This is a genomic window from Clostridium sp. ATCC 25772 (assembly GCF_001573875.1).
Classification (GTDB): Bacteria; Bacillota; Clostridia; order Clostridiales; family Clostridiaceae; genus Clostridium_J; species Clostridium_J senegalense.
The window spans coordinates 323,820-345,974 of sequence record NZ_LFRG01000010.1 but is presented as its reverse complement, the minus strand read 5'-3'; the positions used below and the strand labels follow the sequence as shown (position 1 = coordinate 345,974).

The 22,155-nt window shown below is 27.5% G+C and carries 19 protein-coding genes; all 19 read left to right on the top strand.

Translation table 11 applies throughout. From position 1 onward, the window contains the following. The first annotated feature begins 488 nt into the window (after positions 1–488). The 19 genes from AZI32_RS06270 (at position 489) to AZI32_RS06180 (ending at position 22,055) form a co-directional block, all read left to right on the top strand. Positions 489–2,843, top strand: a complete 2,355-nt coding sequence (locus tag AZI32_RS06270; protein ID WP_082761158.1) for a DNA translocase FtsK — start codon at positions 489–491, stop codon at positions 2,841–2,843. 202 nt (positions 2,844–3,045) lie between these two features. Beyond that, positions 3,046–4,368: a 30S ribosomal protein S12 methylthiotransferase RimO gene (rimO, locus tag AZI32_RS06265; RefSeq protein ID WP_061995019.1), complete on the top strand. Its 1,323-nt coding sequence runs from the start codon at positions 3,046–3,048 to the stop codon at positions 4,366–4,368. Between the two features lie 44 nt (positions 4,369–4,412). Continuing rightward, on the top strand, positions 4,413–4,955 hold the full coding sequence (pgsA, locus tag AZI32_RS06260) for a CDP-diacylglycerol--glycerol-3-phosphate 3-phosphatidyltransferase (protein ID WP_061995018.1): 543 nt from the start codon (positions 4,413–4,415) through the stop codon (positions 4,953–4,955). Positions 4,956–5,369: 414 nt separating this feature from the next. Continuing rightward, entirely contained in the window at positions 5,370–6,422 is a 1,053-nt protein-coding gene (gene recA / locus AZI32_RS06255; RefSeq protein WP_061995017.1) for a recombinase RecA, read from the top strand. A 609-nt stretch (positions 6,423–7,031) separates the two neighbouring features. Beyond that, complete coding sequence (rny, locus tag AZI32_RS06250; protein WP_061995016.1) at positions 7,032–8,570, top strand: ribonuclease Y; 1,539 nt, start codon at positions 7,032–7,034, stop codon at positions 8,568–8,570. Between the two features lie 138 nt (positions 8,571–8,708). Then, positions 8,709–8,969 (top strand): stage V sporulation protein S, encoded by a 261-nt coding sequence (locus AZI32_RS06245; RefSeq protein WP_010292705.1) that lies wholly within the window; start codon positions 8,709–8,711, stop codon positions 8,967–8,969. Between the two features lie 395 nt (positions 8,970–9,364). Further along, the gene (locus AZI32_RS06240) at positions 9,365–10,558 is read left to right on the top strand and encodes a pyridoxal phosphate-dependent aminotransferase (protein ID WP_061995015.1); all 1,194 of its coding nucleotides are present in this window, start codon (positions 9,365–9,367) and stop codon (positions 10,556–10,558) included. A gap of 16 nt (positions 10,559–10,574) precedes the next feature. Continuing rightward, positions 10,575–10,832 carry an HPr family phosphocarrier protein gene (locus tag AZI32_RS06235; RefSeq protein ID WP_061995014.1) on the top strand — a complete coding sequence of 86 codons (258 nt, stop codon included), beginning with the start codon at positions 10,575–10,577 and terminating at the stop codon, positions 10,830–10,832. Positions 10,833–10,904: 72 nt separating this feature from the next. Further along, entirely contained in the window at positions 10,905–11,891 is a 987-nt protein-coding gene (locus AZI32_RS06230; protein ID WP_061995013.1) for a tyrosine-type recombinase/integrase, read from the top strand. A 631-nt stretch (positions 11,892–12,522) separates the two neighbouring features. Further along, the gene (locus tag AZI32_RS06225) at positions 12,523–12,909 is read left to right on the top strand and encodes a hypothetical protein (protein ID WP_061995012.1); all 387 of its coding nucleotides are present in this window, start codon (positions 12,523–12,525) and stop codon (positions 12,907–12,909) included. A gap of 426 nt (positions 12,910–13,335) precedes the next feature. Then, positions 13,336–13,932 (top strand): NlpC/P60 family protein, encoded by a 597-nt coding sequence (locus tag AZI32_RS06220; RefSeq protein ID WP_061995011.1) that lies wholly within the window; start codon positions 13,336–13,338, stop codon positions 13,930–13,932. A gap of 101 nt (positions 13,933–14,033) precedes the next feature. Beyond that, a complete protein-coding gene (locus AZI32_RS06215) occupies positions 14,034–14,741 on the top strand; it encodes an SPOR domain-containing protein (protein ID WP_061995010.1) in 708 nt (235 codons plus the stop codon). 492 nt (positions 14,742–15,233) lie between these two features. Then, positions 15,234–15,494 carry a DUF4321 domain-containing protein gene (locus tag AZI32_RS06210; protein ID WP_010292695.1) on the top strand — a complete coding sequence of 87 codons (261 nt, stop codon included), beginning with the start codon at positions 15,234–15,236 and terminating at the stop codon, positions 15,492–15,494. Positions 15,495–15,506: 12 nt separating this feature from the next. Next, positions 15,507–16,082, top strand: a complete 576-nt coding sequence (locus tag AZI32_RS06205) for a Maf-like protein (protein ID WP_061995009.1) — start codon at positions 15,507–15,509, stop codon at positions 16,080–16,082. A gap of 45 nt (positions 16,083–16,127) precedes the next feature. Further along, positions 16,128–16,793 carry a DNA repair protein RadC gene (gene radC / locus AZI32_RS06200; RefSeq protein WP_061995089.1) on the top strand — a complete coding sequence of 222 codons (666 nt, stop codon included), beginning with the start codon at positions 16,128–16,130 and terminating at the stop codon, positions 16,791–16,793. A 22-nt stretch (positions 16,794–16,815) separates the two neighbouring features. After that, positions 16,816–17,826, top strand: coding sequence for a rod shape-determining protein (locus AZI32_RS06195; RefSeq protein WP_061995088.1), 1,011 nt, complete (start codon positions 16,816–16,818; stop codon positions 17,824–17,826). 3 nt (positions 17,827–17,829) lie between these two features. Then, positions 17,830–18,666, top strand: coding sequence for a rod shape-determining protein MreC (gene mreC / locus AZI32_RS06190; RefSeq protein WP_061995008.1), 837 nt, complete (start codon positions 17,830–17,832; stop codon positions 18,664–18,666). An 8-nt stretch (positions 18,667–18,674) separates the two neighbouring features. Beyond that, positions 18,675–19,166 carry a rod shape-determining protein MreD gene (gene mreD, locus AZI32_RS06185; protein ID WP_061995007.1) on the top strand — a complete coding sequence of 164 codons (492 nt, stop codon included), beginning with the start codon at positions 18,675–18,677 and terminating at the stop codon, positions 19,164–19,166. Positions 19,167–19,178: 12 nt separating this feature from the next. Next, a complete protein-coding gene (locus AZI32_RS06180; RefSeq protein WP_061995006.1) occupies positions 19,179–22,055 on the top strand; it encodes a penicillin-binding transpeptidase domain-containing protein in 2,877 nt (958 codons plus the stop codon). The last annotated feature ends 100 nt before the right edge of the window (positions 22,056–22,155 follow it).

Sequence of the window (22,155 nt, the reverse complement as noted above, 5' to 3'; positions counted from 1 at the left end):
AAACAAGCTCCAATTTAAATTTATTCAATAACCTTAAAATACTTTTATACAAAATATAGTGTTGAATTCTAAGTGATTCGGAGCATGTCTCACTATTTGGGGTATCCAAGTTTTGGAATGGATAATTTTAAAAGTCAACTTGGAACCCTATATTCAAAAGTACTTGTAAATTATATCAATAGTTTACTTTAATATAAAAATGTACAAGCATTATTTTTTATTAAAAACATGATATCATTTAAAAAAATATATATAAAGATAAAATATATATAGTATAATATATAATGTTATTTAAGAATAAGATGAAAATATTTCATGAAATGGATTTAAATATTGTAAAAGGTTATAATGGATACTATAGGTGTATATGGTAATCAATATAAGTTTTAAATTAAAAATAAAGGTTTTACATATGTATTTAAAAATCTAATTACTGTGTTTCTATCTTATGTTACAGAATTAAAATATATCATGTCGGAGGTGATACAGTGGCAAAAAGTAGCACAAAAGGTAAAAAAAGGTCAGAGAAGACAAAAGCTAAAGTACAAAAACAACAAGCGAAATCTATGAGTAAGGAAATGAAAGGAATATTATTAATAGTATTAGCACTAATAATATTGCTAAGTCTTTGTTCTACTCTTTTTAATCAAAAAGAATCTTTTACAGGCGTTTTAGGAGTATTTCTTTATAGTTTATTAGTTGGAATTGTAGGTATAGGAGCGTATGTCTTACCACTGATATTAATTTTTGTAGGGTTTAATTATATAACTAAAGGCAAAATGGATTTTTCTAAAAAAGTTTGTGGAATAATTTTATTTATTATAGATACTATTCTTATAGTACAAATGGTTACATTGCCTAAATATTATGTAGATGGGAACTTAATGGAAAGTCTTAAGTTAGTTTATAATTCTTATACTGTAGTTCATGGAGGTGTTCTAGGATATCTTATAACTCTTCCAATATATAAACTTTTAGGAAGTATAGGAAGTTATATTATATTTGTAACAGTATATTTATTAGCAATAATTTTAATTAAAGATAGTACTATTAAAGAAATGATTCATACCACAAAAAATGTGGTTACCAATTTCGGTTCAACAATTAAAAGTTCAGATAAAAACATTGAGAATACAATTATAAAAAACGATATACCAATAAATGATACCGTTGCAGTAACAGAAGACATATCATTAGATAACCCATTTTTTGACCTTACAAATAAAAAAGAGAATAATGATGATAATAAAATAAAAATTATAGAATTTTTAAAAGAAGAAGATAAAAATTGTGATAATACAGATTTTGCTTTTGAAAATTCAGATGAAAAAGGAAAAAATAGCCTTCATGGAATAAAAAAATATAATTTAAGTCAAGAGGAAAAAGTAGAAGAATTAAATATAAATGACTTTAATAATAATAAGATTTTAAATTATAAAAATCCAGATATTAGTTTGCTTTATAAAAATGATCAAAGTCAATTAAAAAAGGGTGATAAAAAAGAACTTTTAAATAGTGCAAGTAAACTTCAAGATACTCTGCAAAGTTTTGGAGTAGAAGCAAAGGTTACACAAGTCACAAAAGGTCCATCAGTAACTAGATTTGAACTTCAACCTAGTGCAGGGGTAAAAGTAAGTAAAATAGTCAATTTAGCAGATGATATTGCTCTAAACTTAGCGGCTTCAGGAGTAAGAATAGAGGCACCTATACCAGGAAAGGCAGCTGTTGGCATAGAAGTGCCTAATAAAGAACTTTCAGCGGTATACTTAAGAGAAGTAATAGAATCTGAGGAATTTAATAATTTTAATAAAAATTTAGCATTTTGTTTAGGAAAGGATATAGCAGGAAATTCTATTATATCAGATCTTACTAAAATGCCTCATTTACTTGTTGCAGGAGCTACAGGATCTGGTAAAAGTGTATGCATAAACACATTACTTATGAGTATTTTATATAAATATTCACCTGATGAAGTCAAATTAGTGTTGATAGATCCTAAAGTTGTAGAATTAAATGTATATAATGGAATTCCACATCTTTTAATTCCAGTAGTAACTGATCCTAAAAAAGCAGCAGGGGCATTAAACTGGGCAGTAAATGAAATGACAAGAAGATATAAAATTTTTGCAGATAGTGGAGTAAGAAATATAGAAGGATATAATGAAATGGCATCTAAAGGAATCGTAGAAGAGAAGCTTCCATGGATAATAATTATTATAGATGAACTTGCAGATCTTATGATGGTTTGTCCGCATGATGTTGAAGATTATATTGGAAGGTTGGCACAAATGGCTAGGGCGGCAGGAATGCATTTAGTTATAGCAACACAAAGGCCTTCTGTAGATGTAATTACAGGAGTTATAAAAGCTAATATACCTTCAAGAATATCTTTTGCAGTTTCAAGCCAAATTGACTCTAGAACTATATTAGATTCATCTGGGGCAGAAAAATTACTGGGAAAAGGAGACATGTTATTTTATCCAGTTGGGGAATCTAAACCTTTAAGAATACAAGGAGCCTTTGTATCAGAAGAAGAGGTGGAAAGAGTTGTAAGTTTTATAAAAAATCAAATTGAAGAACATGTGTATTCGGAAAAAATAATTGAGCAAATAGAAGAGGGAATAAAACCATCTCAAGATAGTGAATGTGATGAGCTTTTAAATGAAGCTATAAAAATAATAGTTGAGGAAGAACAAGCATCTACGTCACTGTTGCAGAGAAGATTAAAAATAGGATATAATAGAGCGGCAAGAATTATCGACCAAATGGAAGAACGCGGAATTATATCTGGGAGAAATGGGAGTAAACCAAGACAAGTTTTATTAAGTAAGGAAGAAATATAAAATGTTTTAAAAATTGTAATATAAGGTTATAATGTAATTGTAATATTGAATTTAGGTTAAATAATCTATATTATAATTAGTACAAATATGATTATATTCTAAACTTTAAGAAAAATTATAGAATATTCTTCTTAAATATAAGTGTTATACTATAAAACTAATGAAAAACTTCCAATTATATATAATAAACAGGAGGAAATAAATGAACAAGTTAAAAGTAGGAGTAGTAAATTTAGGTTGCGATAAGAATAGAATAGATTCTGAAATAATAGTTGGTAAAGTAAAAGAAAAATATGAAGTAGTTAATGAACCAGAAAATGCGGATATAATAATTATAAATACTTGTGGTTTTATAGAAAGTTCTAAAGAAGAATCTATAAATACTATATTGGAAATGTCAAGATTTAAAGAGGAAAATTGTAAGGTTTTAATAGCAACTGGATGTTTAATTCAAAGATATGGAAGTGAACTTTTAAATTTAATTCCTGAATTAGACATTATATTAGGAGTTAATGATTATGATAAATTAATTGAAAGTGTTGAAAAAGTATTAAAAACTAATAAACAAATAGCATATACAAATTATAGTGATTCTAATATAAATGTAGGAAAAAGAATAATTACAACTGGCAGTACAACTGCTTATGTAAGAATTGCTGAAGGTTGTAATAATACCTGTGCATATTGTGCTATACCTAAAATAAGAGGTAGATATAGAAGTAGAAAAATGGAAGATATAATTTCGGAAGTAAAAGAATTAGCTATAAATGGCTATAAAGAAATAATATTAGTAGCTCAAGATACAACAAGTTATGGAATAGATATATATAAAGAGAAAAGCCTACATATTTTATTAAAAGAATTATCTAAAATAAATAGTATTAAATGGATACGTGTTTTATATTGTTATGCAGAAGAACTTACAGATGATATAATAAATGAATTTGCAACTAATGATAAAGTTTGTAAATATGTAGATATTCCAATACAACACATAAGTGATAATATATTAAAATCAATGCGTAGAAAAGGAAGAAAAAGAAATATAACTGAAAATATACTAAAATTAAGAAAGCAAATACCAGATGTAGTTTTAAGAACAACTCTTATAGTAGGGTTCCCTGGAGAGTGTGAAGAAGATTTTAATGAATTAAATGAGTTTGTAAAAGAAATAAAGTTTGATAAACTAGGAGTATTTACTTACTCACAAGAAGAAGATACTGTAGCTGCAGAAATGGATAATCAGATTGATGAAGGAATAAAGGAAGAGAGATATCATCAAATTATGCAAACACAGCAAAAAATATCTAAAGAAGTTAATAAAAATGAAGTTGGAAAAGTCTATGATGTTTTAGTAGAAAGCAAAGATGGAGAAGTCTATATAGGTAGAAACTCTGTTATGTGTCCAGATGTAGATGGGGAAATATTTATAGAATCTAAGGAAAAGTTAAAAATTGGTCAATTTGTTAAAGTGAAAATTATTAAAGCATTAGAGTATGATTTAATAGCTGTATTGGAAAAATAGCTTTAAAGTTAAGTTTTAAAAATATTTAGTGGGAGTTGTGTTTTATGAATCTTGCAAACAAGCTTACAATAATAAGAATGATTTTAGTGCCATTTTTTTTATTTTTCATGGCTTTTAATACTAAAATAGGCATATTTATTGCAACTATAATATTTATAGTTGCATCGATAACAGATAAGTTAGATGGATATATAGCAAGAAGTAGAAATCAAATAACTAATTTTGGAAAGTTTATGGATCCTTTAGCAGATAAACTTTTAGTTACATCTGCACTTGTAGTTTTAGTGGAATTAGGAATTATGCCAGCATGGATGGTTATGGTAATAATTGCTAGAGAATTTGCTGTTTCTGGATTAAGAACAGTTGCTGCTTCAGAAGGAGTAGTTATTGCTGCTAGTCAATGGGGCAAATGGAAAACAGTTGTACAAATGACTTTTATAATATTAGCTTTAGTAACATTAAATTTTCCAAATAATATATTGATTGCTGTAACTAAAGTGTTTATGATTTTATCTGTGATTATAACTTTAATTTCAGGAATTGATTATTTCGTAAAAAATAAAAATATCATAAATACAGAGAAGTAAAACAGATTTAGTTTGAAAATGATTTTACTGCAGATAAAAAAGCTAGTTTTTAACTAGTTTTTTTATTTAATACTATGTTAAATATATAGGGAAACAAGCTCAAATTTAAATTTATTCAATAACTTTAAAATATTTTTATACAAAATATAGTGTTGAGTTCCAAGTGATTCAGAGCATGTCTCACTATTTGGGGTATCCAAGTTTTGGAATGGATAATTTTAAAAGTCAACTTGGAACCCTATAGTTAAAAAAATGATTAAAAAAATATATAATGTTAAGTATAATAATAATATGATAAAATAAATTGACAACATTTATTTTAAAATGTATACTTGTTTAACTAAGTAAAAAAATATTGCTAGTATGATATATTAAGTTTATATATTAGATTTTTATTAGAAAGGGTGGCGCGATATGAATAGTGAAAAGCTTAAGGCTTTAGAGTCGGCTATGACTCAAATAGAGAAGCAATTTGGAAAAGGTTCTGTAATGAAATTAGGAGAAAATAGTGTGTTAGAGATAGATGCTATTTCAACTGGTTGTTTAGGACTTGATATAGGACTTGGAATAGGTGGTGTTCCAAGAGGAAGAATTATGGAAATCTTTGGCCCAGAGTCATCAGGTAAAACAACAGTAGCTTTACATATTGTTGCGGAAGCTCAGAAAGCTGGTGGAGTTGCTGCATTTATAGATGCAGAACACGCTTTAGATCCTGTTTATGCAAAAGCATTAGGTGTAGATATTGATAATTTAATTGTATCTCAGCCAGATACTGGAGAGCAAGGATTAGAAATAACAGAAGCATTAGTGCGTTCAGGCGCAGTAGATATAGTAGTAGTAGATTCTGTTGCAGCATTAGTGCCTAAGGCTGAAATAGAAGGTGAAATGGGTGATGCACATGTGGGACTTCAAGCGAGACTTATGTCACAAGCATTAAGAAAGTTAGCAGGTTCTATAAATAAATCTAAATGTGTAGCAGTATTCATAAATCAGCTAAGAGAAAAAGTTGGAATAATGTTTGGTAATCCAGAAACAACTCCTGGAGGAAGAGCGTTAAAATTCTATGCATCTGTGAGATTAGATGTTAGAAGAATAGATAGTATAAAACAAGGTGATGAATTTTTAGGTAATAGGACAAGAGTAAAAATAACTAAAAATAAGGTGGCGCCTCCGTTTAAACAAGCAGAGTTTGATATAATGTATGGAGAAGGTATATCTAAAGAGGGTGATGTTTTAGATATAGGCGTTAAAGAAGAAATAGTTCAAAAGAGTGGTGCATGGTTCTCTTATGGTGATGTAAGACTAGGACAAGGTAGAGAAAATGCTAAAAACTATTTTAAAGAAAATCCTCAATTAAGGTTAGAGATAGAAAATAAGATAAGAGCTAAATATGATTTGCCATTATACAATGAATCAACAAATTCATCAAAAAAGGCTTCAAAAGAAGAAAAAGAAGTGAAAAAATAAATTTTTTAAATTCAAGGGGTTAAAGCCCCTTTTTTTTATGCCAAAAAGATATAAGCTAGTTAAATTAAAAAAAAATTAAAGAGTTTATTTAAAATACTTGTTTATATTAATATTAATAATATATACTTAATGAGGAATAGTTTTTCTAAGGGTTATTTATATAAAACAGCTATAACAATAAAAAAACTATACAAGGTCTCTAAATGAAAGTTAATATTCATAGAATAAGGTGTAAATTGGTATCAGTTAAGTATTTTATAAACTACAAGATTAAAAAAAATATTATTATTATATTTAAAATAAGACTTTGAATATACCTATTGAATTTTGGTTATAATTTAGATAATATCCTGATTATTTTAAAATATAAAAAAATAAAATAAATTATAAAAATGACACTATGAAAACCTTGTAAAGGTTAGTGTTATGCACTCTTTAGCAAATGTTAATCACCTTGACATTATATAGAAAGTAATATAAAATAAATACAAATACTGGTTTAGCATAATATAATTGCTACCAATTGAATAAAATATGACACCTTTTCTAACTTTTATTTTGGAGTAAAATAGATTGCACTAAAAATGAAGAAGGAGGTGTTTATATACAATGACTGCATTGTTTATAATAGGATTATTAATTATTATTTTAATTGGAACTTTTGTTGTTATTTATACTAGAAAAAATATATCACAAGCTAATATTGCTAAGTCTGAGGAAGATGCTAAAAAAATTATAGAGGAGGCTAAAAAAGAGGCCGAATCTACAAAAAAAGAATCTATACTAGAGGCTAAAGAAGAAGTCCATAGATTAAGAACGGATTTTGAAAGAGAGTCTAGAGAAAGAAGAAATGAAGTACAAAGACTTGAAAGAAGGGTAATTCAAAGGGAAGAGTCATTAGATAAGAAAAATGCAATATTAGAAAAAAAAGAGGATACCCTTAATAAGAAGCAACAAGAGGTAGAGGCATTAGAAACGAGTATACAAGATTTGTATACTAAAGAAAGAGAAGAATTAGAAAGATTATCAAAGCTTACTTCAGAAGAAGCCAAGCAAGTTTTGCTTGAGGAAGTAAGAAAAGAGATTAGACATGAAACAGCAATCATGATTAAAGATGTTGAACAAAAGGCAAAAGAAGAAGCAGATAAAAAAGCTAGAGAAATTATAACTTATGCTATACAAAGATGTGCAGCAGACCATGTTGCAGAATCTACTGTTCATGTTGTTTCACTTCCAAATGATGAAATGAAAGGAAGGATAATTGGTAGAGAGGGTAGAAATATTAGAGCACTTGAAACTCTTACAGGTGTAGATTTAATTATAGATGATACTCCAGAAGCCGTGATTCTTTCAGGATTTGATCCGATTAGAAGAGAAGTTGCTAAGATAGCTTTAGAAAAATTAATAGTTGATGGAAGAATACATCCTGCTAGAATAGAAGAAATGGTTGAAAAGGCTAAGAAGGATGTAGAAAATGATATCAGAGAAGAAGGCGAACAGGCTACTTTTGAAACAGGTGTACATGGTCTACATATAGAAGTGTTAAAACTATTAGGAAGACTTAAGTACAGAACAAGTTATGGTCAGAATGTGTTAAAACATTCAATTGAGGTTTCTTATTTAGCAGGGCTAATGGCTTCAGAGTTAGGAATAGATCCAACAGTTGCAAAAAGATGTGGTTTATTACATGACATCGGTAAAGCAGTAGATCATGAAGTTCAAGGTCCGCATGCATTAATAGGATCAGAACTTGCAAAAAAATATCATGAATCAGCAATAGTTGTAAATGCTATAGCTGCTCACCATGGAGATGTTGAACAACAATCACTTGAAGCTGTTTTAGTTCAAGCGGCTGATGCTATTTCAGCGGCAAGACCAGGAGCTAGAAGAGAAACTTTAGAAGCTTATATTAAGCGTTTAGAAAAGCTTGAAGAAATTGCAAATTCATATGAAGGTGTAGAAAAGTCATATGCCATTCAGGCTGGAAGAGAAGTTAGAATTATGATTAAACCAGAAGAGATTGATGATACAGGTGCTATTGAGGTGGCAAGGGATATTGTGAAGAGAATAGAGGGAGAATTAGAGTACCCAGGTCAAATAAAGGTAAATGTAATCAGAGAAACTCGCGCTATAGAGTATGCAAAATAGTAAATTTTTATAAAATAGACAAAAATAATCTTCTTAAATTTTGAAAAAATTTATTTTTATCAAAAATTTAAGAGGATTTTTTTAACTTTTGTAGAATAACTAATTATACAGAATTTAAATTTACTAGGAGGGTTAATCATGGAAGTATTAAAAGTTTCAGCAAAATCAAGCCCAAATTCAGTAGCAGGAGCTTTAGCAGGGGTATTAAGAGAAAAAGGAGCAGCAGAAATACAAGCTATAGGTGCTGGTGCTCTTAATCAAGCTGTGAAATCGGTTGCCATAGCTAGGGGGTTTGTAGCACCGAGTGGAATAGATTTAGTTTGTGTTCCAGCATTTACAGATATAGAAATTGATGGAGAAGAAAGAACTGCTATAAGATTAATTGTACAACCTAGATAATTATTAGAAAATAAATTATATAGGCACAATCCCAAAATAGTATTTAAATTCTATTTTGGGATTGTTTTTTTAAAGACTATAGAGAAAATATAATAAAAAGTTAAGCATTAAATTTACTTTATTATAAAAAAATAAAAAATATAGAATGAATAATAAAAAACAAACCATAATATATAATGAATCATAATTTAATATAAAATAAAAGTGATATACAAATAAATATATAATGTGTCACTTTATTTAGTAAATGTTCAAAATACGCTATAAACTTGTTTACACTTCATATAATAAATGATATAGTATAAATTGTATGAAGCATATCCTTCATAAGAGGGAAAAATGAAGGTATCAATTCAAGTTTACATAAAATATACTGAGCAATGGGGGTTTAATTTATGAAATTATCAAATAAAGCTTTACAAATTTCACCATCTTTAACTTTAGCAATAACAGCTAAAGCAAAACAAATGAAAGCAGATGGAATAGATGTGATTGGATTTGGAGCAGGAGAACCAGATTTTAATACTCCAAAAAATATTCAAAATGCTGCTATTGATGCAATTCAAAAGGGATTGACTAGATATACTGCTGCTTCAGGAATAGTTGAATTAAAGGAAGCAATAGTTAATAAGTTTAAAAATGATAATAATTTAACTTATAAAACATCTCAAATAGTAATTTCTACAGGAGCTAAACAATGTTTAGCAAATGCATTTCAAGCTATTTTAAATCCTAATGATGAAGTACTAATTGGAGTTCCTTATTGGGTAAGTTATCCTGAACTAGTACAACTAGCAGATGGAAAGCCAGTTTTTGTAGAAACTTCAGAATCAAATGCCTTTAAATTAACAGTAGATGCAATAAGAAAAGCTACAACAGAAAAAACAAAAGCCTTAATATTAAATAGTCCTAATAATCCAACAGGAACAGCATATACAAAAGAGGAATTATTAGCTATAGCAGAGTTTGCTAAAGAAAAAGATATAATGATTATTTCAGATGAAATTTATGAAAAATTATTATATGGATCAGAAGGTCATATATCAATAGCAAGCCTTTCAGAAGATGCTTACAATAGAACAATAGTTATTAATGGTGTTTCCAAAGCTTATGCTATGACAGGTTGGAGAATTGGTTATGTTGCAGCTCCAGAAAAAATTGCAAAATTAATGTCAAATATTCAAAGTCATACAACATCAAATCCTTGTTCAATATCTCAATATGCATCAGTTGAAGCTTTAAATGGGGAACAAGGCGAAGTTGAAAATATGATAAAAGAATTTAAAAATAGAAGAGATTTTATGGTTGATAGAATTAATTCAATAGATAATTTATCTTGTGTAAAACCAGAAGGCGCATTTTATGTTATGGTTAATATAAGTAAAGTTTTAGGTAAAGAATTTAATGGTGTAACAATAAAAGATTCATTAACTTTCTCACAATTATTGTTAGAGGAAGAAAAAGTTGCGTTAGTTCCAGGTATAGCATTTGGAGTTGATGAGTTTGTAAGATTATCTTATGCTACATCTGTAGAAAATATAAAAGAAGGATTAAACAGAATAGAAAAATTTATAAAAAACATACAATAATTAAGAGGTGATGCCAGTGGTATCAAAAGAGTTAAAAATTAGAAATTCACAAGGATTACATGCTAGACCAGCTACGTTATTAGTTAGAGTAGCATCGTCATTTAAGTCATCAATAAGTATTGAATATAATGATAAAGCTGCTAACGCTAAAAGCTTAATAGGGATTCTATCTTTAGGAATTAATAAGGATAGTACTGTTAATATAGTGATAAAAGGTAGTGATGAAGAAAAAGCATTAGAAAATATTTGTGAATTGATAAACAACTTAGAATAATATAAGAAAAACTGCTAATGATTTATTAGCAGTTTTTCTTATATTTTATTATAATTGAAATAGGTGATGAATATGAATGAAATTATATTATCAAATGAAAAAAATGAAATACTAAAACATATAGGAGTTAATAATAATCATTTTATAAAAAATTTTTTAGATATAAAAGGTAATAGAAGTGTTAATACGGCAAAAGGTTATGAAAGAGATATAAAAGATTTTTTTAATGTGAGTAATGTTGAAGAAATAACATTAAATCATATTAAATCAGTGAATATATTTCATGTCCAAAATTATATATTATATCTTACAGAGAAGGGATTTTCTTCAGCTACAATAAATAGAAAAATTTCTTCATTAAGTGCTCTTTATAAATGGTTATTAAAATATAAGGATAATTATAACGAAGTAGAAATTATAAGATATAATCCTTTTTCTGGATTAAAAGAAGAAAAACCTATAGTTAATAATAAAGAAACGGAGTTTTTAACAGAAGAAGAGTGTAAAAAAGTAATAAATAGCATAAAAACAGATAACGTTATTGGTATAAGAAATAGAGCTATTATTGGATTAGCACTTACGACAGCGTTGAGAAAATCAGAAATAATAAATATAAAAATAAAAGATATTTGTACTTATGGAAATTATGATGTAATTATAGTAAAGCGAAAAGGTAATAAACAAGATATGGTAAAGCTTCAAAAGCAGGTTTTAGAGTTTATTTATGAATACCTATCTATTACGTCAAGAGATAAGGTTGGTAATAAAGAAGACTACTTGTTTTTAGGTCATTCAAGAAATAGTAAAAAAGATAATAAATTAGATCCTAGTAGTTTAAATTATATAATAAAAAATATATGCAAAAATGCAAATATAACAAAAGCAATAAAGGTTCACTCTATGAGACATACAGCTATAACTTTAGCAATAACTAAAGGCGTGACAATAGAAAAAGTAAGAGAATTTGCAGGACATAGAAATATAGCTACAACTAATAGGTATATACATTCAATAGATACACTTAAAAATAATGCAGGAGATGCAATAGATATTTTTTAAAAAATATCTTTAAGAAGGTGTAAATTAGATATACTTTATAAGTGAAGTGGAGAATTTTAAATTATAAATAAAAAGATTGAAAACGAAGTTAATCCTTCGTTTTTAATCTTTTTTTATTTTAAAATAGTATTTTAATTAATTAATTCATAAAGTAAGGGAATTTTTAAGTTGTGCTTTATTTAACATTAAAAAATATATTGCATAAATGAATGACTTAAAATCCTATGAATTTATAAAATATATTTAGAATAAGATTTTTTATAATGAATAAATAATATAATGAATAAATTGTAATTTAAGATCATCTCACTATATAAGATTTTAAGTTAACTTTTAAAATTGATCGCTCTAAAACTTAAATACCCAAAATAGCAAGCTCTGAATCATTTATAATTTAACAGTGCATTTTATATGAAAATATTTTAAAGTTATTGAATAAATTTAAATTTGAGCTTGTTTCCCTATATATTACACAAAAGGAAGTTTATCATAAAATAAATATATAGAGCATACGTTATATTGTATATATTATGAAATGAAAATTTAAACAATATATTATAGGTCTAAAATACAAAAAGGAGGGAAAGTTGCCAAAAAAATATATAGTTAAAATGTTGGCGACAGTAAAATTATGAATTATGATGAATATGATTTAATTCCATTACAAAATATAAACAATATGAGATTATCAGAAGAAATGGAAGAATTTATGGCTCTTTATAGTATGAGAGGTCTTATCAATTTTGAAAAAAATAAATTCATAGGTTTTTTAACGCCAATGCCTGCTGTAATTGAAGAAAATGAGTTTGTGAAACATAGTTTAATAGAATCTAAAAATGAACATAAATTTGAGTATATAAAGGAGAAGTATGATGATTTGAAGATTAATAAGACTATAAATAGAATAGAAAAGAATAATCCAGAAATAATTAAGTTTTTATTGTCTACAGGGTTACCTTACAGACAAAGCATAAAAATAGTTGAAAAAATAGTAAAATTAGCTATGTTATATAGATAATAAATTAATTAAGCTCTTTTCAATAGTTGAGAAGAGCTTAAAATTTATAGTGAATATATTTATTGTAAGTTTATTAGAAAAATACTTTTTAAAATATAATGAATATTAAGATAAATATATAATAAAAAGTGTCATTAATTATTTTTTTGAAAATTCCATTTTAAATTTAGTGGTTAAAATTTGACTTATGGTATTTTAATAATTTATAATAGCTATAAGAATCAGATAATTAGTTAGTGAATTTTGCATATAAAATAATTTTGTTGCAAGAAATTATTTTAGTAATTTGCAAATTAAAATTAAAAACTAACAAATGTTAATTTAAGTAATTAGTTAAAAAAGATATGATAGCTTATATACAATAATAAGGTAACTCATATTTTTATAATAGTTATTTAGATGATTTAAGAATTAGGAGGAAATTTAATGATTAAAAAAACAATGATTAGAAAAAGTGTAATTAGTATTTTTCTAGTGTTTTTAATTGCAGTAGCCTTTGGTAATAAGATAACTTATGCATATACTATATTTAATGAGAAAATAAACATGAAACTAAGAGCCACAACTATATCTACAGATAAAGTTATAACGGTTTCTAATAGTGATGAAAACATTGAACGAGTGTCAAGAGGAGAAGAAAAAAATATACCTATAGAATCTAATGAAGTAGTAAATATTTCATTATCAAAATTAGGTAGACCTTATGTAGAAGGTGCAGAAGGAACAGAATCTTTTGACTCAGCAGGATTTACAAAATATATTTATGGCAAGTATAATGTAGATTTGCCACATTGTGTTTCTAAACAAATTCAATTTGGTAAAGCTGTTTCTAAAAATGAATTAGTTAATGGAGATTTGGTGTTTCTAAAAACAGATAATCAAAATTTATCTATTGCAGGAGTATATGTTGGAAACAATAATTTTGTTTATGCGGATAAAACTACAGGAAGAGTTATAAAGGGTAGTTTAATAAATAAATATTATTCTGATGTTTATGTAGGCGCAAGAAGAATATTCGATTAGTATATTAAGGTAGTATAATCTAACTTTTTCATTTAAAAGTCATATTCTCTTAGGTTTATAAATATAAATTTATAAACAAGAAATTAGGGAAGGTGATAAAAATGAAATACACAAGATATGATGTGAGGCCAAAACGAAAAAGAACTAAGTTGTTTCCATTGATAGTTATTATTTTCTTTTGTGTGCTATTTAGTTATTTGATTTTAGATGGAGTGAAAGGAATTAATATTAGAAACAATAAAAGTAATATAGAATCTAAAGAAAAAAATAATGTAAGAGAAAGTGAAATAGAAAAAAGTGAAATAGTACTTTTGCAGTGTGGAGTATTTAAAGTGAAAGATAATGCTGATAAAATTTTAAAAGAGCTTTCAGCAACAGGAAGTCCATTTGTCATAGAAGACAATGATTTATATAAAATATATTATGGTATGTATAAAAACATAAATGAAAGTGAAAAAGTTATAAATACTTTAGAGAAAAGTGGAATAAATACAAGTAAAAACATAATAAAGATATATTATAAAGATTTATCTATGATTGAGCTAGCAAAAATAATAGAGGCAGAATTAGATATTATAAACAATGCAATGGATCCGAAAATAAAATCTGTAAAAACCACAGAACTTAAAAAATGGGTTTCAGAATTAGATCCTATAAATGAAAATCATGATGCATATAAAGAAGTGAATGAATTAAAAGAACATATAAATAAACTTCCTGAAGAAGTGGATAAAAGTAAGGCATCAGAGATGAATTCTTTTATTTATAATCAAATATCAAAATTTAAAGAAAAGCAGCAAAGTAAATAAGTATTAAATATATAGGGAAACAAGCTCCAATTCAAATTTATTCAATAACTTTAAAATATTTTCATACAAGATGCAGTGTTGAATTCTAAGTGATTCGAAGCATGTCTCACTATTTGGGTATGCAAGTTTTGAAATGGATAATTTTAAAAGTCAACTTGGAACTATATATATTTATAAAGTTAAAAATAAGGAAGCAAGGACATTAAAGTCTTTGCTTTTTTTATGTGTTTTTTAGAAAACGTATATACTGTTAAAAATTAAAAATAAATAGTCATACTAAAAATCTATTGTTATAGATTTTTAGTATGATAATGTATGTTTGTATAATATTACATTATTTACATAAAATTAATAGTTTATTAAAAAAAATTAAAAAGAATTCAAACATAAAAATAAATATATTTTTTATTATTATGTGTTTTATATACTTGTTAATAATTTTATTAAGTGATAAACTATATAAGATAAAGAAATAAAATGGGGGATTAAAATTTGAAGAGTTCAGATAAAAAGGCAAAAGAGTATATTTTTGTTATTTTATTAGCCTGCATTTCTGGAAGCTTTATTGGGGAAGTTTTGTCAAAAAGTGTTAGCTTTTTAGACATTTTAGGGTTATCCTATTTTATAGGGCTGAAACAACCTATATTACTAGATCTTAAGGTTATAAGTATAACGTTTGGATTACAATTTAAGCTTAATTTAATGTCTATTATTTGTATAATAGTAGCAATGATATTATTTAGGAAATATTAGGAGTGAATTTGTATGGATATAATTTTAGCATCCTCATCACAAAGAAGGCGAGAACTTTTAAATTTAATTACTAATAAATTTGAAATAATTCCAAGTAATTTTGATGAAAGCACTGTGTCTTTTGAGGGAAAGTGCAGGGAGTATGTTATTAAGCTTTCAAAAGGAAAAGCTTTGGAAGTTGCAGATAGAGTTAAAGGTGAGAAACTAATAATTGCTAGTGATACCATTGTTTTTAATAATGAAAATCTAATGCTTAAGCCTAAAGATGAAAAAGAAGCATTTAATATGCTAAAAAGTCTTAGTGATAATACCCATAAGGTTTATTCTGGAATAGTAGTTTTGAATTTGGAAACAAATGAAATGCTATCAGATGCAGTTTGTACAGAAGTTAAATTTTCAAAGTTGACTGATGATCAAATATTAGAATATATACAAACTAAAGAACCTATGGATAAATCAGGGGCTTACGGTATACAAGGAAAAGCAGCTGTTTTTATTGAAAAAATTAATGGTTGTTATTATAATGTTGTTGGATTGCCTTTAAATAGGTTAAATTCAATGATTAATGAGATGGGGGTAAATCTTTAAGTACAATTATTTCAGGGAAGTGATTTTTTGAAGAATTTAAGTATTATGGATTTGCCGAAAGGTGAGAGACCTAGAGAAAAGCTATTAAGATATGGCAGTGAATGTTTATCCAATGCTGAGCTTTTAGCAATAATATTAAGAACAGGAAGTAAAAAGGAAGATGTTCTTAAATTATGTAATAGGATACTTGTAAGTTGTAAGGGGTTAAATGGACTTTTAAATTCTAGTATAAATGATTTTATGAAATTATCAGGGATAGGTGAAGCTAAAGCTACACAACTTGTAGCATTATGTGAACTTTCTAAAAGGTTTAAATCATTTAAGTCAGGTGAAGAGTATAGAATTTTAAGTCCACTAAGTGCTGCTAATTATGTTATGGAAGATATGAAACATTTGAAAAAGGAATATTTAAAGCTTATAATGTTAAATACTAAAAATATAGTTTTGTCTGTAAAAGATATATCTATAGGAAGTTTAAATAGCTCAATTGTACATCCAAGAGAGGTGTTTGTTGAGGCCATAAAGAATAATAGTGCTTCAGTTATAGTATGCCACAATCATCCTTCAGGTGATCCTAATCCAAGTAAAGAAGATATAAACATTACAATGCGATTAAGAGAATGTGGAAAAATAATTGGTATTGAAGTTTTAGATCATATTATTATAGGAAATGGTATATATGTTAGCTTAAAAGAAAGAGCATTTTTATAGAAACGAAAGGAGAAAAAAGATGATGAGATTTTTTTCAAAGTCAAGAGATATGGGTATAGACCTAGGAACGGCTAATACTCTAGTGTATGTAAAAGGAAAAGGAATAGTATTAAGAGAGCCATCAGTTGTGGCTATAAATAAAAAAACTAATAAGGTTTTAGCAGTTGGTGAAGAAGCAAAACAAATGATAGGTAGAACTCCAGGAAATATAGTAGCTATAAGACCAATGAGAGATGGTGTTATTGCAGATTTTGATGTAACTGAAAAAATGTTAAGAAGTTTTATAGAAAAAGCTGGTGCGAAAAATGGATTTAAAAGCCCTAGAATAGTGGTATGTTTTCCATCAGGAGTAACAGAAGTAGAAAAAAGAGCTATAGAAGAAGCAACTAAAAGTGCAGGTGCTAGATTTGCGTGTCTTTTAGAAGAGCCAATGGCAGCTGCAATTGGTGCAGGACTTCCAGTAAATGAACCAACAGGAAGTATGGTCGTAGATATTGGTGGAGGAACAACAGAAGTTGCAATAATTTCTCTAGGGGGAATAGTAACTAGTAAATCTTTAAGAGTTGCTGGTGATGAGCTTGATAAAGCCATAATTGCTTACATAAAAAAAGAGTATAATTTAATGATTGGTGAACGTACTGCAGAAGCAGTAAAAATAGAACTAGGTTCAGCTTTTGATCTAGGAGAAGAAGATAAACATATGGAAATTAAGGGAAGGGATTTAGTTTCAGGACTTCCTAAAGTTATAGAAATAAGCGAAAGTGAAGTAAGAGAAGCTTTAAAAGAGCCAGTAGCATCAATTATAGATTCAATAAAAACTACACTAGAAAAAACACCACCAGAACTTGCTGCAGATATAATGGATAAAGGTATAATGTTAACTGGTGGCGGTGCTATGCTAAAAGGACTAGATGCGCTAATAAACCACGAAACTCATATGCCTGTAAAAGCTGCGGAGATACCATTAGATTGTGTTGCTATAGGAGCAGGTAAAGCACTAGATAATCTTGATATAATGGATAAAAGAGGCTAAAAATTGGATAAACTAAAAAATAAACTGGCAGTACTAGTAATAATACTGTCAGTATGCTTTTTATTTCTTATAGGTTATACTGTGCAAAGAAAACATGTGTCTTTCGTGGAAAATGGTGTAGGAACAACTTTAAATAGTGTTCAAGGTGTTGTTTATAATATTGGTAATAAAGTTAAAAATTCATTTTCTTTTATATTTCATATAAAAGATTTAAAATCTGAAAATGAAAAGTTAAAAGAAGACAATAAAAATTTAGATAAGTTAAAGAATGAAAATACAATGCTAGCAGACGAAAATGCTAGGTTGAGGGAAAATTTAAAATTTAAGGACACAAGGTTAGAATATGAATATATAGGTGCTGATATAGTAGGAAGAAGCGGACAAAATTTTTTAGATGGATTTACTATTAATAGAGGTAGCAAAGATGGGATAGAAAAAGGAATGATTGCAGTTACTTCTGTTGGATTGGTAGGTCAAGTTACAAGTGTTGGAAATAATAGTGCTACAATTCAAACATTATGTAATGAAAATATAGCAGTAGCAGGATATGTATTATCAACGAAAGAAAGTGATGGTATAGTAAAGGGATATAAAGGAAATGAGGATAAGTTTTTAGCTGAAATAACAGGATTATCTATTGACTCAGGAATAAAAGTAGGAGATACAATAGTAACATCTGGATTAGGTAAAATTTATCCTAAAGGTATAGAAATAGGAAAAGTTTTAGATGTAAAAGAAGATAAGGCAGCTGTTATGAAAAGTGCGGTGGTAAAGCCAAATGTAGATTTTAATAAATTAGAGCAAGTACTTATAGTAGTGCAAAAAGAAAAAAGAAATTAGGTGATAATATGAAGAAAATATTAACACTGATAGGGATAATATTAGTACTTACTATATTAGATAATACATTGGTAACATTTTTTGCTATAAAGTCTGTGTACCCAAGTTTAGTATTAATCTTTATTATATCCTATTCAATTATAAATGGGGAAAAGGAAGCTATACTATTAGGAATATTTTCAGGTGCAATTCAAGATTTATACTTTTTTAATGGAATAGGGGTCAATATGCTAACAAATATGATAATTTGTTATATAGCAGCAGTAGTAGGAAAAAGTATTTTTAAAGAAAAATCATTTGTACCAATAGTTTCTACATTATTCCTTAGTATTTTGAAAGGTATAATAATACTAATAGTATTATATTTAATGAATATAAAAATAAATACGGAAAATATATTATATACTAGTTTATATAATATGGTTTTATCGATTATATTATATAGATATGTTTACAAACTTTCAGAAACAAAATTTATAAAGAAAGAATGGAGATTTTAGGAACGTGATATTATGGTAAAAAACAAAAAAACAGATAAGAAATTTTCAAGATATACAGTGTTTTTTATTGCAATGGGAATAATATTTTCAGGTATAATTTCCAGACTTTTGTATTTGCAAGTTGTGATGGGTGAAGAATTTAAAAAGCAATCAACAGAAAAAAACTATAAAAATGTATCTAAAGTAGCACCTAGAGGTGAGATTTTAGATAAAAATGGAGAAGTGTTTGCAACTAGTATTCAAAGCTATACGCTGATGTTTACAGAAACAACAGAAAGTAAGGAAAGTTTTTTAACTACTATGGATAAAGTCTTTAAAAAATTAGATGAAAAAGGTGTTGCGATGGTAGATGAATTTGCAATAGCTATAGATTCATCTAAAGAGCCGAAAGTGCGATTTAATTTTAAAGCTACAGATGATGCAAATAGGCGTTGGATGGAGTTAAGATTTAAAAAAGATAGAGGAATTCAAAGTATAGCAATAAAAAAGCTTTACCCAGGAAAAGATGAAAAAGATCTTAATGAAGAAGAACTTAAAAAAGTAGATGAAGAATTATTAAAAATATCTGCAGAGGATTGTCTAAATGAATTATTAAAAGAATATGATTTATTAGATAAAGATGAATATACATTAGAGGAAAAAAGAAGATTATTAGTTGTTTTAGATGCTGTAAAAATGCAAAGTTACTCAGGTTATAAACCTGTAGTTATTGCAAACAACTTATCAAAGGAAGTTGCGTTTCTATTTGAACAGCTACAACCAGATTTGCCAGGAATAAGTGTAGAAACTCAACCAATGAGATATTATCCAAATGGTGATTTAGGTTCAGCGTTTTTAGGATACACATCTAAGATAGATTCATGGCAACAAGAAAAATATGAAGAAAAAGGTTACGATGTAAGTAGCGATAGTGTTGGTAAAGCAGGGCTTGAGTCAAGCTTTGAGGATATATTAAAAGGAACTAAAGGTCAGGAAAGTATTGAAGTTAATAAACAAGGTAGAAAGGTAAAGACATTAGGTGAAGTAGAAGCTTACCCAGGTAAAACTATTCAACTTACCATTGATAAAAATTTACAAGAAATAGCAGAAAAAGCTTTAGATGATACTATGGCTAATTTACAAAAACAAGGTAGAGTAGCTGATGTTGATAGTACTAATGCTACTAGAGCTGCAGCTGTTTTCATGGATGCTAAAACAGGAAAAATATTAGCACTAGCTAGTAGACCAGGATATGATCCTAATATATTTACAGAAGGATCACTTAGTGCAGAGGATTCAGAAAAATACTTTAATCCTAATTTAGAAAAAATGGGAAAAGAGTATATTGAAAGTAGAGGTCTTACATCAATACCAGGAGTATTAACTGAAGAAGAAGTTGCTACAATGAGTTATGAAGATAAAGTTAATACTATGTTAAATAGAATGTTTCCATTAAATGATTCTATTGAAGGTAACACTACAGTAAGAGAGGATATTTATGATATATTCCCAAAACCATTTTATAATTATGCAACATTTACATTAATACCACCAGGTTCTATATTTAAGCCACTGACAGCTATTGCAGGTTTAGAGGAAGGTGTAATAACACCAGATACACTTATATATGATGATGCTAAATACAATAAAAGATATTCTGATTATAATGGAGCTTGTTGGATTTATAATACACAAGGTGGATCACATGGAGCTATAGATATAAGAAAAGCCTTAGAAGTGTCTTGTAACTATTTTTTCTATGATGTTGCAGATAGACTTTTTGCAAAAGGTGGGGAAAGTTCAAGTGGACTTAATTACTTAGCAAAATATGCTTGGAAATTTGGATTAGGTGTTGAGCCAGGCTCAAATATAAAACCTTCAACAGGTATAGAAATAGAAGAAAACTTTGGTCAAGTATATAATTATGAATCAAGTAAAAATATATTTGCAAATGAGTATATTAATAAATTAGTTAATTTTATGAACACAGGTACTGATTCAATAAATACTACACCTCATTATAAGGGGATTGATATTACTAAAAAAGAAGAAAAAGGTAGTAATAAAGAAAAAGAGGCAATTAAAAAAGTAAATGAAAAGAAAACTGCTTTGGTAGATGCTATAAAAGAAGAGATGAAGAAAGAGACAAAAGCTAAAGAAGAAGAAATATTACCAAAGATGCAAGATCTATTAAAGGATTTAATAGAATCAAGTGATGAGTTAAAGGCTAAAAAATATTCTGATAAAGATATAGAGGATATGGCTATAGCAATAAATTACTCTATAGCAGATGCTATATCAAATAGAATATCAGGAGCAAATGCTTATGATGCATCTATAGGTCAGGGTATGAATTATTTTACTCCACTTCAATTAGCAAATTATATGGCAACTTTAGTTAATGGCGGAAATAGATATGAAATGCATTTAGTGGACAGTATAATAGATCCTGTGACAGGAGATAAAACTGAAATAGAACCAAAACTACTAGAACATATAGATTTAGATGAGGAATATGTTAATGCCATAAAAGAGGGTTTACGACGTGGTGCTTCTAATGATGAAGGTACAGCTTCAACTGCATTTAGTGGATTCCCAATAGAACATGGTGCTAAGTCTGGTTCATCAACATTTAATCAAAATAAACAGGATTCGTTAGGAAGAACTTCATATGCAACATTTCTAGGATTTGCTCCACTAGATGACCCGCAAATAGTATCTTGTATTGTTATTTTTGATGGAGGACATGGAGGATATGCAGGTCCAGTTGCAAGAGCAGTTTATGAGCAATATTTTAGAGATGAAATATTAGGAAAAAATCCAGGATATGAATTTAAGTATCCAGATTCTAGAGAGAAGAATTCTAAAGATGCAACAAATGAAAAGACTACCGAAAATCTTAACAAATAGAAAGTAGTATTAATAAATAATAGTAAAGTAAAAAACATCATGATTTCATGGTGTTTTTTATTTTACTATTATTTATATTTTATAAAAATGTTTTTTAAAA

Excerpts from the sequence above, each read along its gene's own strand:
- rimO (WP_061995019.1), top strand. The coding sequence starts at position 3,046 with ATGAACAAGTTAAAAGTAGGAGTAGTAAATTTAGGTTGCGATAAGAAT.
- pgsA (WP_061995018.1), top strand. The coding sequence starts at position 4,413 with ATGAATCTTGCAAACAAGCTTACAATAATAAGAATGATTTTAGTGCCA.
- recA (WP_061995017.1), top strand. The coding sequence starts at position 5,370 with ATGAATAGTGAAAAGCTTAAGGCTTTAGAGTCGGCTATGACTCAAATA.
- rny (WP_061995016.1), top strand. The coding sequence starts at position 7,032 with ATGACTGCATTGTTTATAATAGGATTATTAATTATTATTTTAATTGGA.
- AZI32_RS06245 (WP_010292705.1), top strand. The coding sequence starts at position 8,709 with ATGGAAGTATTAAAAGTTTCAGCAAAATCAAGCCCAAATTCAGTAGCA.
- AZI32_RS06240 (WP_061995015.1), top strand. The coding sequence starts at position 9,365 with ATGAAATTATCAAATAAAGCTTTACAAATTTCACCATCTTTAACTTTA.
- AZI32_RS06230 (WP_061995013.1), top strand. The coding sequence starts at position 10,905 with ATGAATGAAATTATATTATCAAATGAAAAAAATGAAATACTAAAACAT.
- AZI32_RS06225 (WP_061995012.1), top strand. The coding sequence starts at position 12,523 with ATGAATTATGATGAATATGATTTAATTCCATTACAAAATATAAACAAT.
- AZI32_RS06220 (WP_061995011.1), top strand. The coding sequence starts at position 13,336 with ATGATTAAAAAAACAATGATTAGAAAAAGTGTAATTAGTATTTTTCTA.
- AZI32_RS06215 (WP_061995010.1), top strand. The coding sequence starts at position 14,034 with ATGAAATACACAAGATATGATGTGAGGCCAAAACGAAAAAGAACTAAG.
- AZI32_RS06205 (WP_061995009.1), top strand. The coding sequence starts at position 15,507 with ATGGATATAATTTTAGCATCCTCATCACAAAGAAGGCGAGAACTTTTA.
- radC (WP_061995089.1), top strand. The coding sequence starts at position 16,128 with ATGGATTTGCCGAAAGGTGAGAGACCTAGAGAAAAGCTATTAAGATAT.
- AZI32_RS06195 (WP_061995088.1), top strand. The coding sequence starts at position 16,816 with ATGAGATTTTTTTCAAAGTCAAGAGATATGGGTATAGACCTAGGAACG.
- mreD (WP_061995007.1), top strand. The coding sequence starts at position 18,675 with ATGAAGAAAATATTAACACTGATAGGGATAATATTAGTACTTACTATA.
- AZI32_RS06180 (WP_061995006.1), top strand. The coding sequence starts at position 19,179 with ATGGTAAAAAACAAAAAAACAGATAAGAAATTTTCAAGATATACAGTG.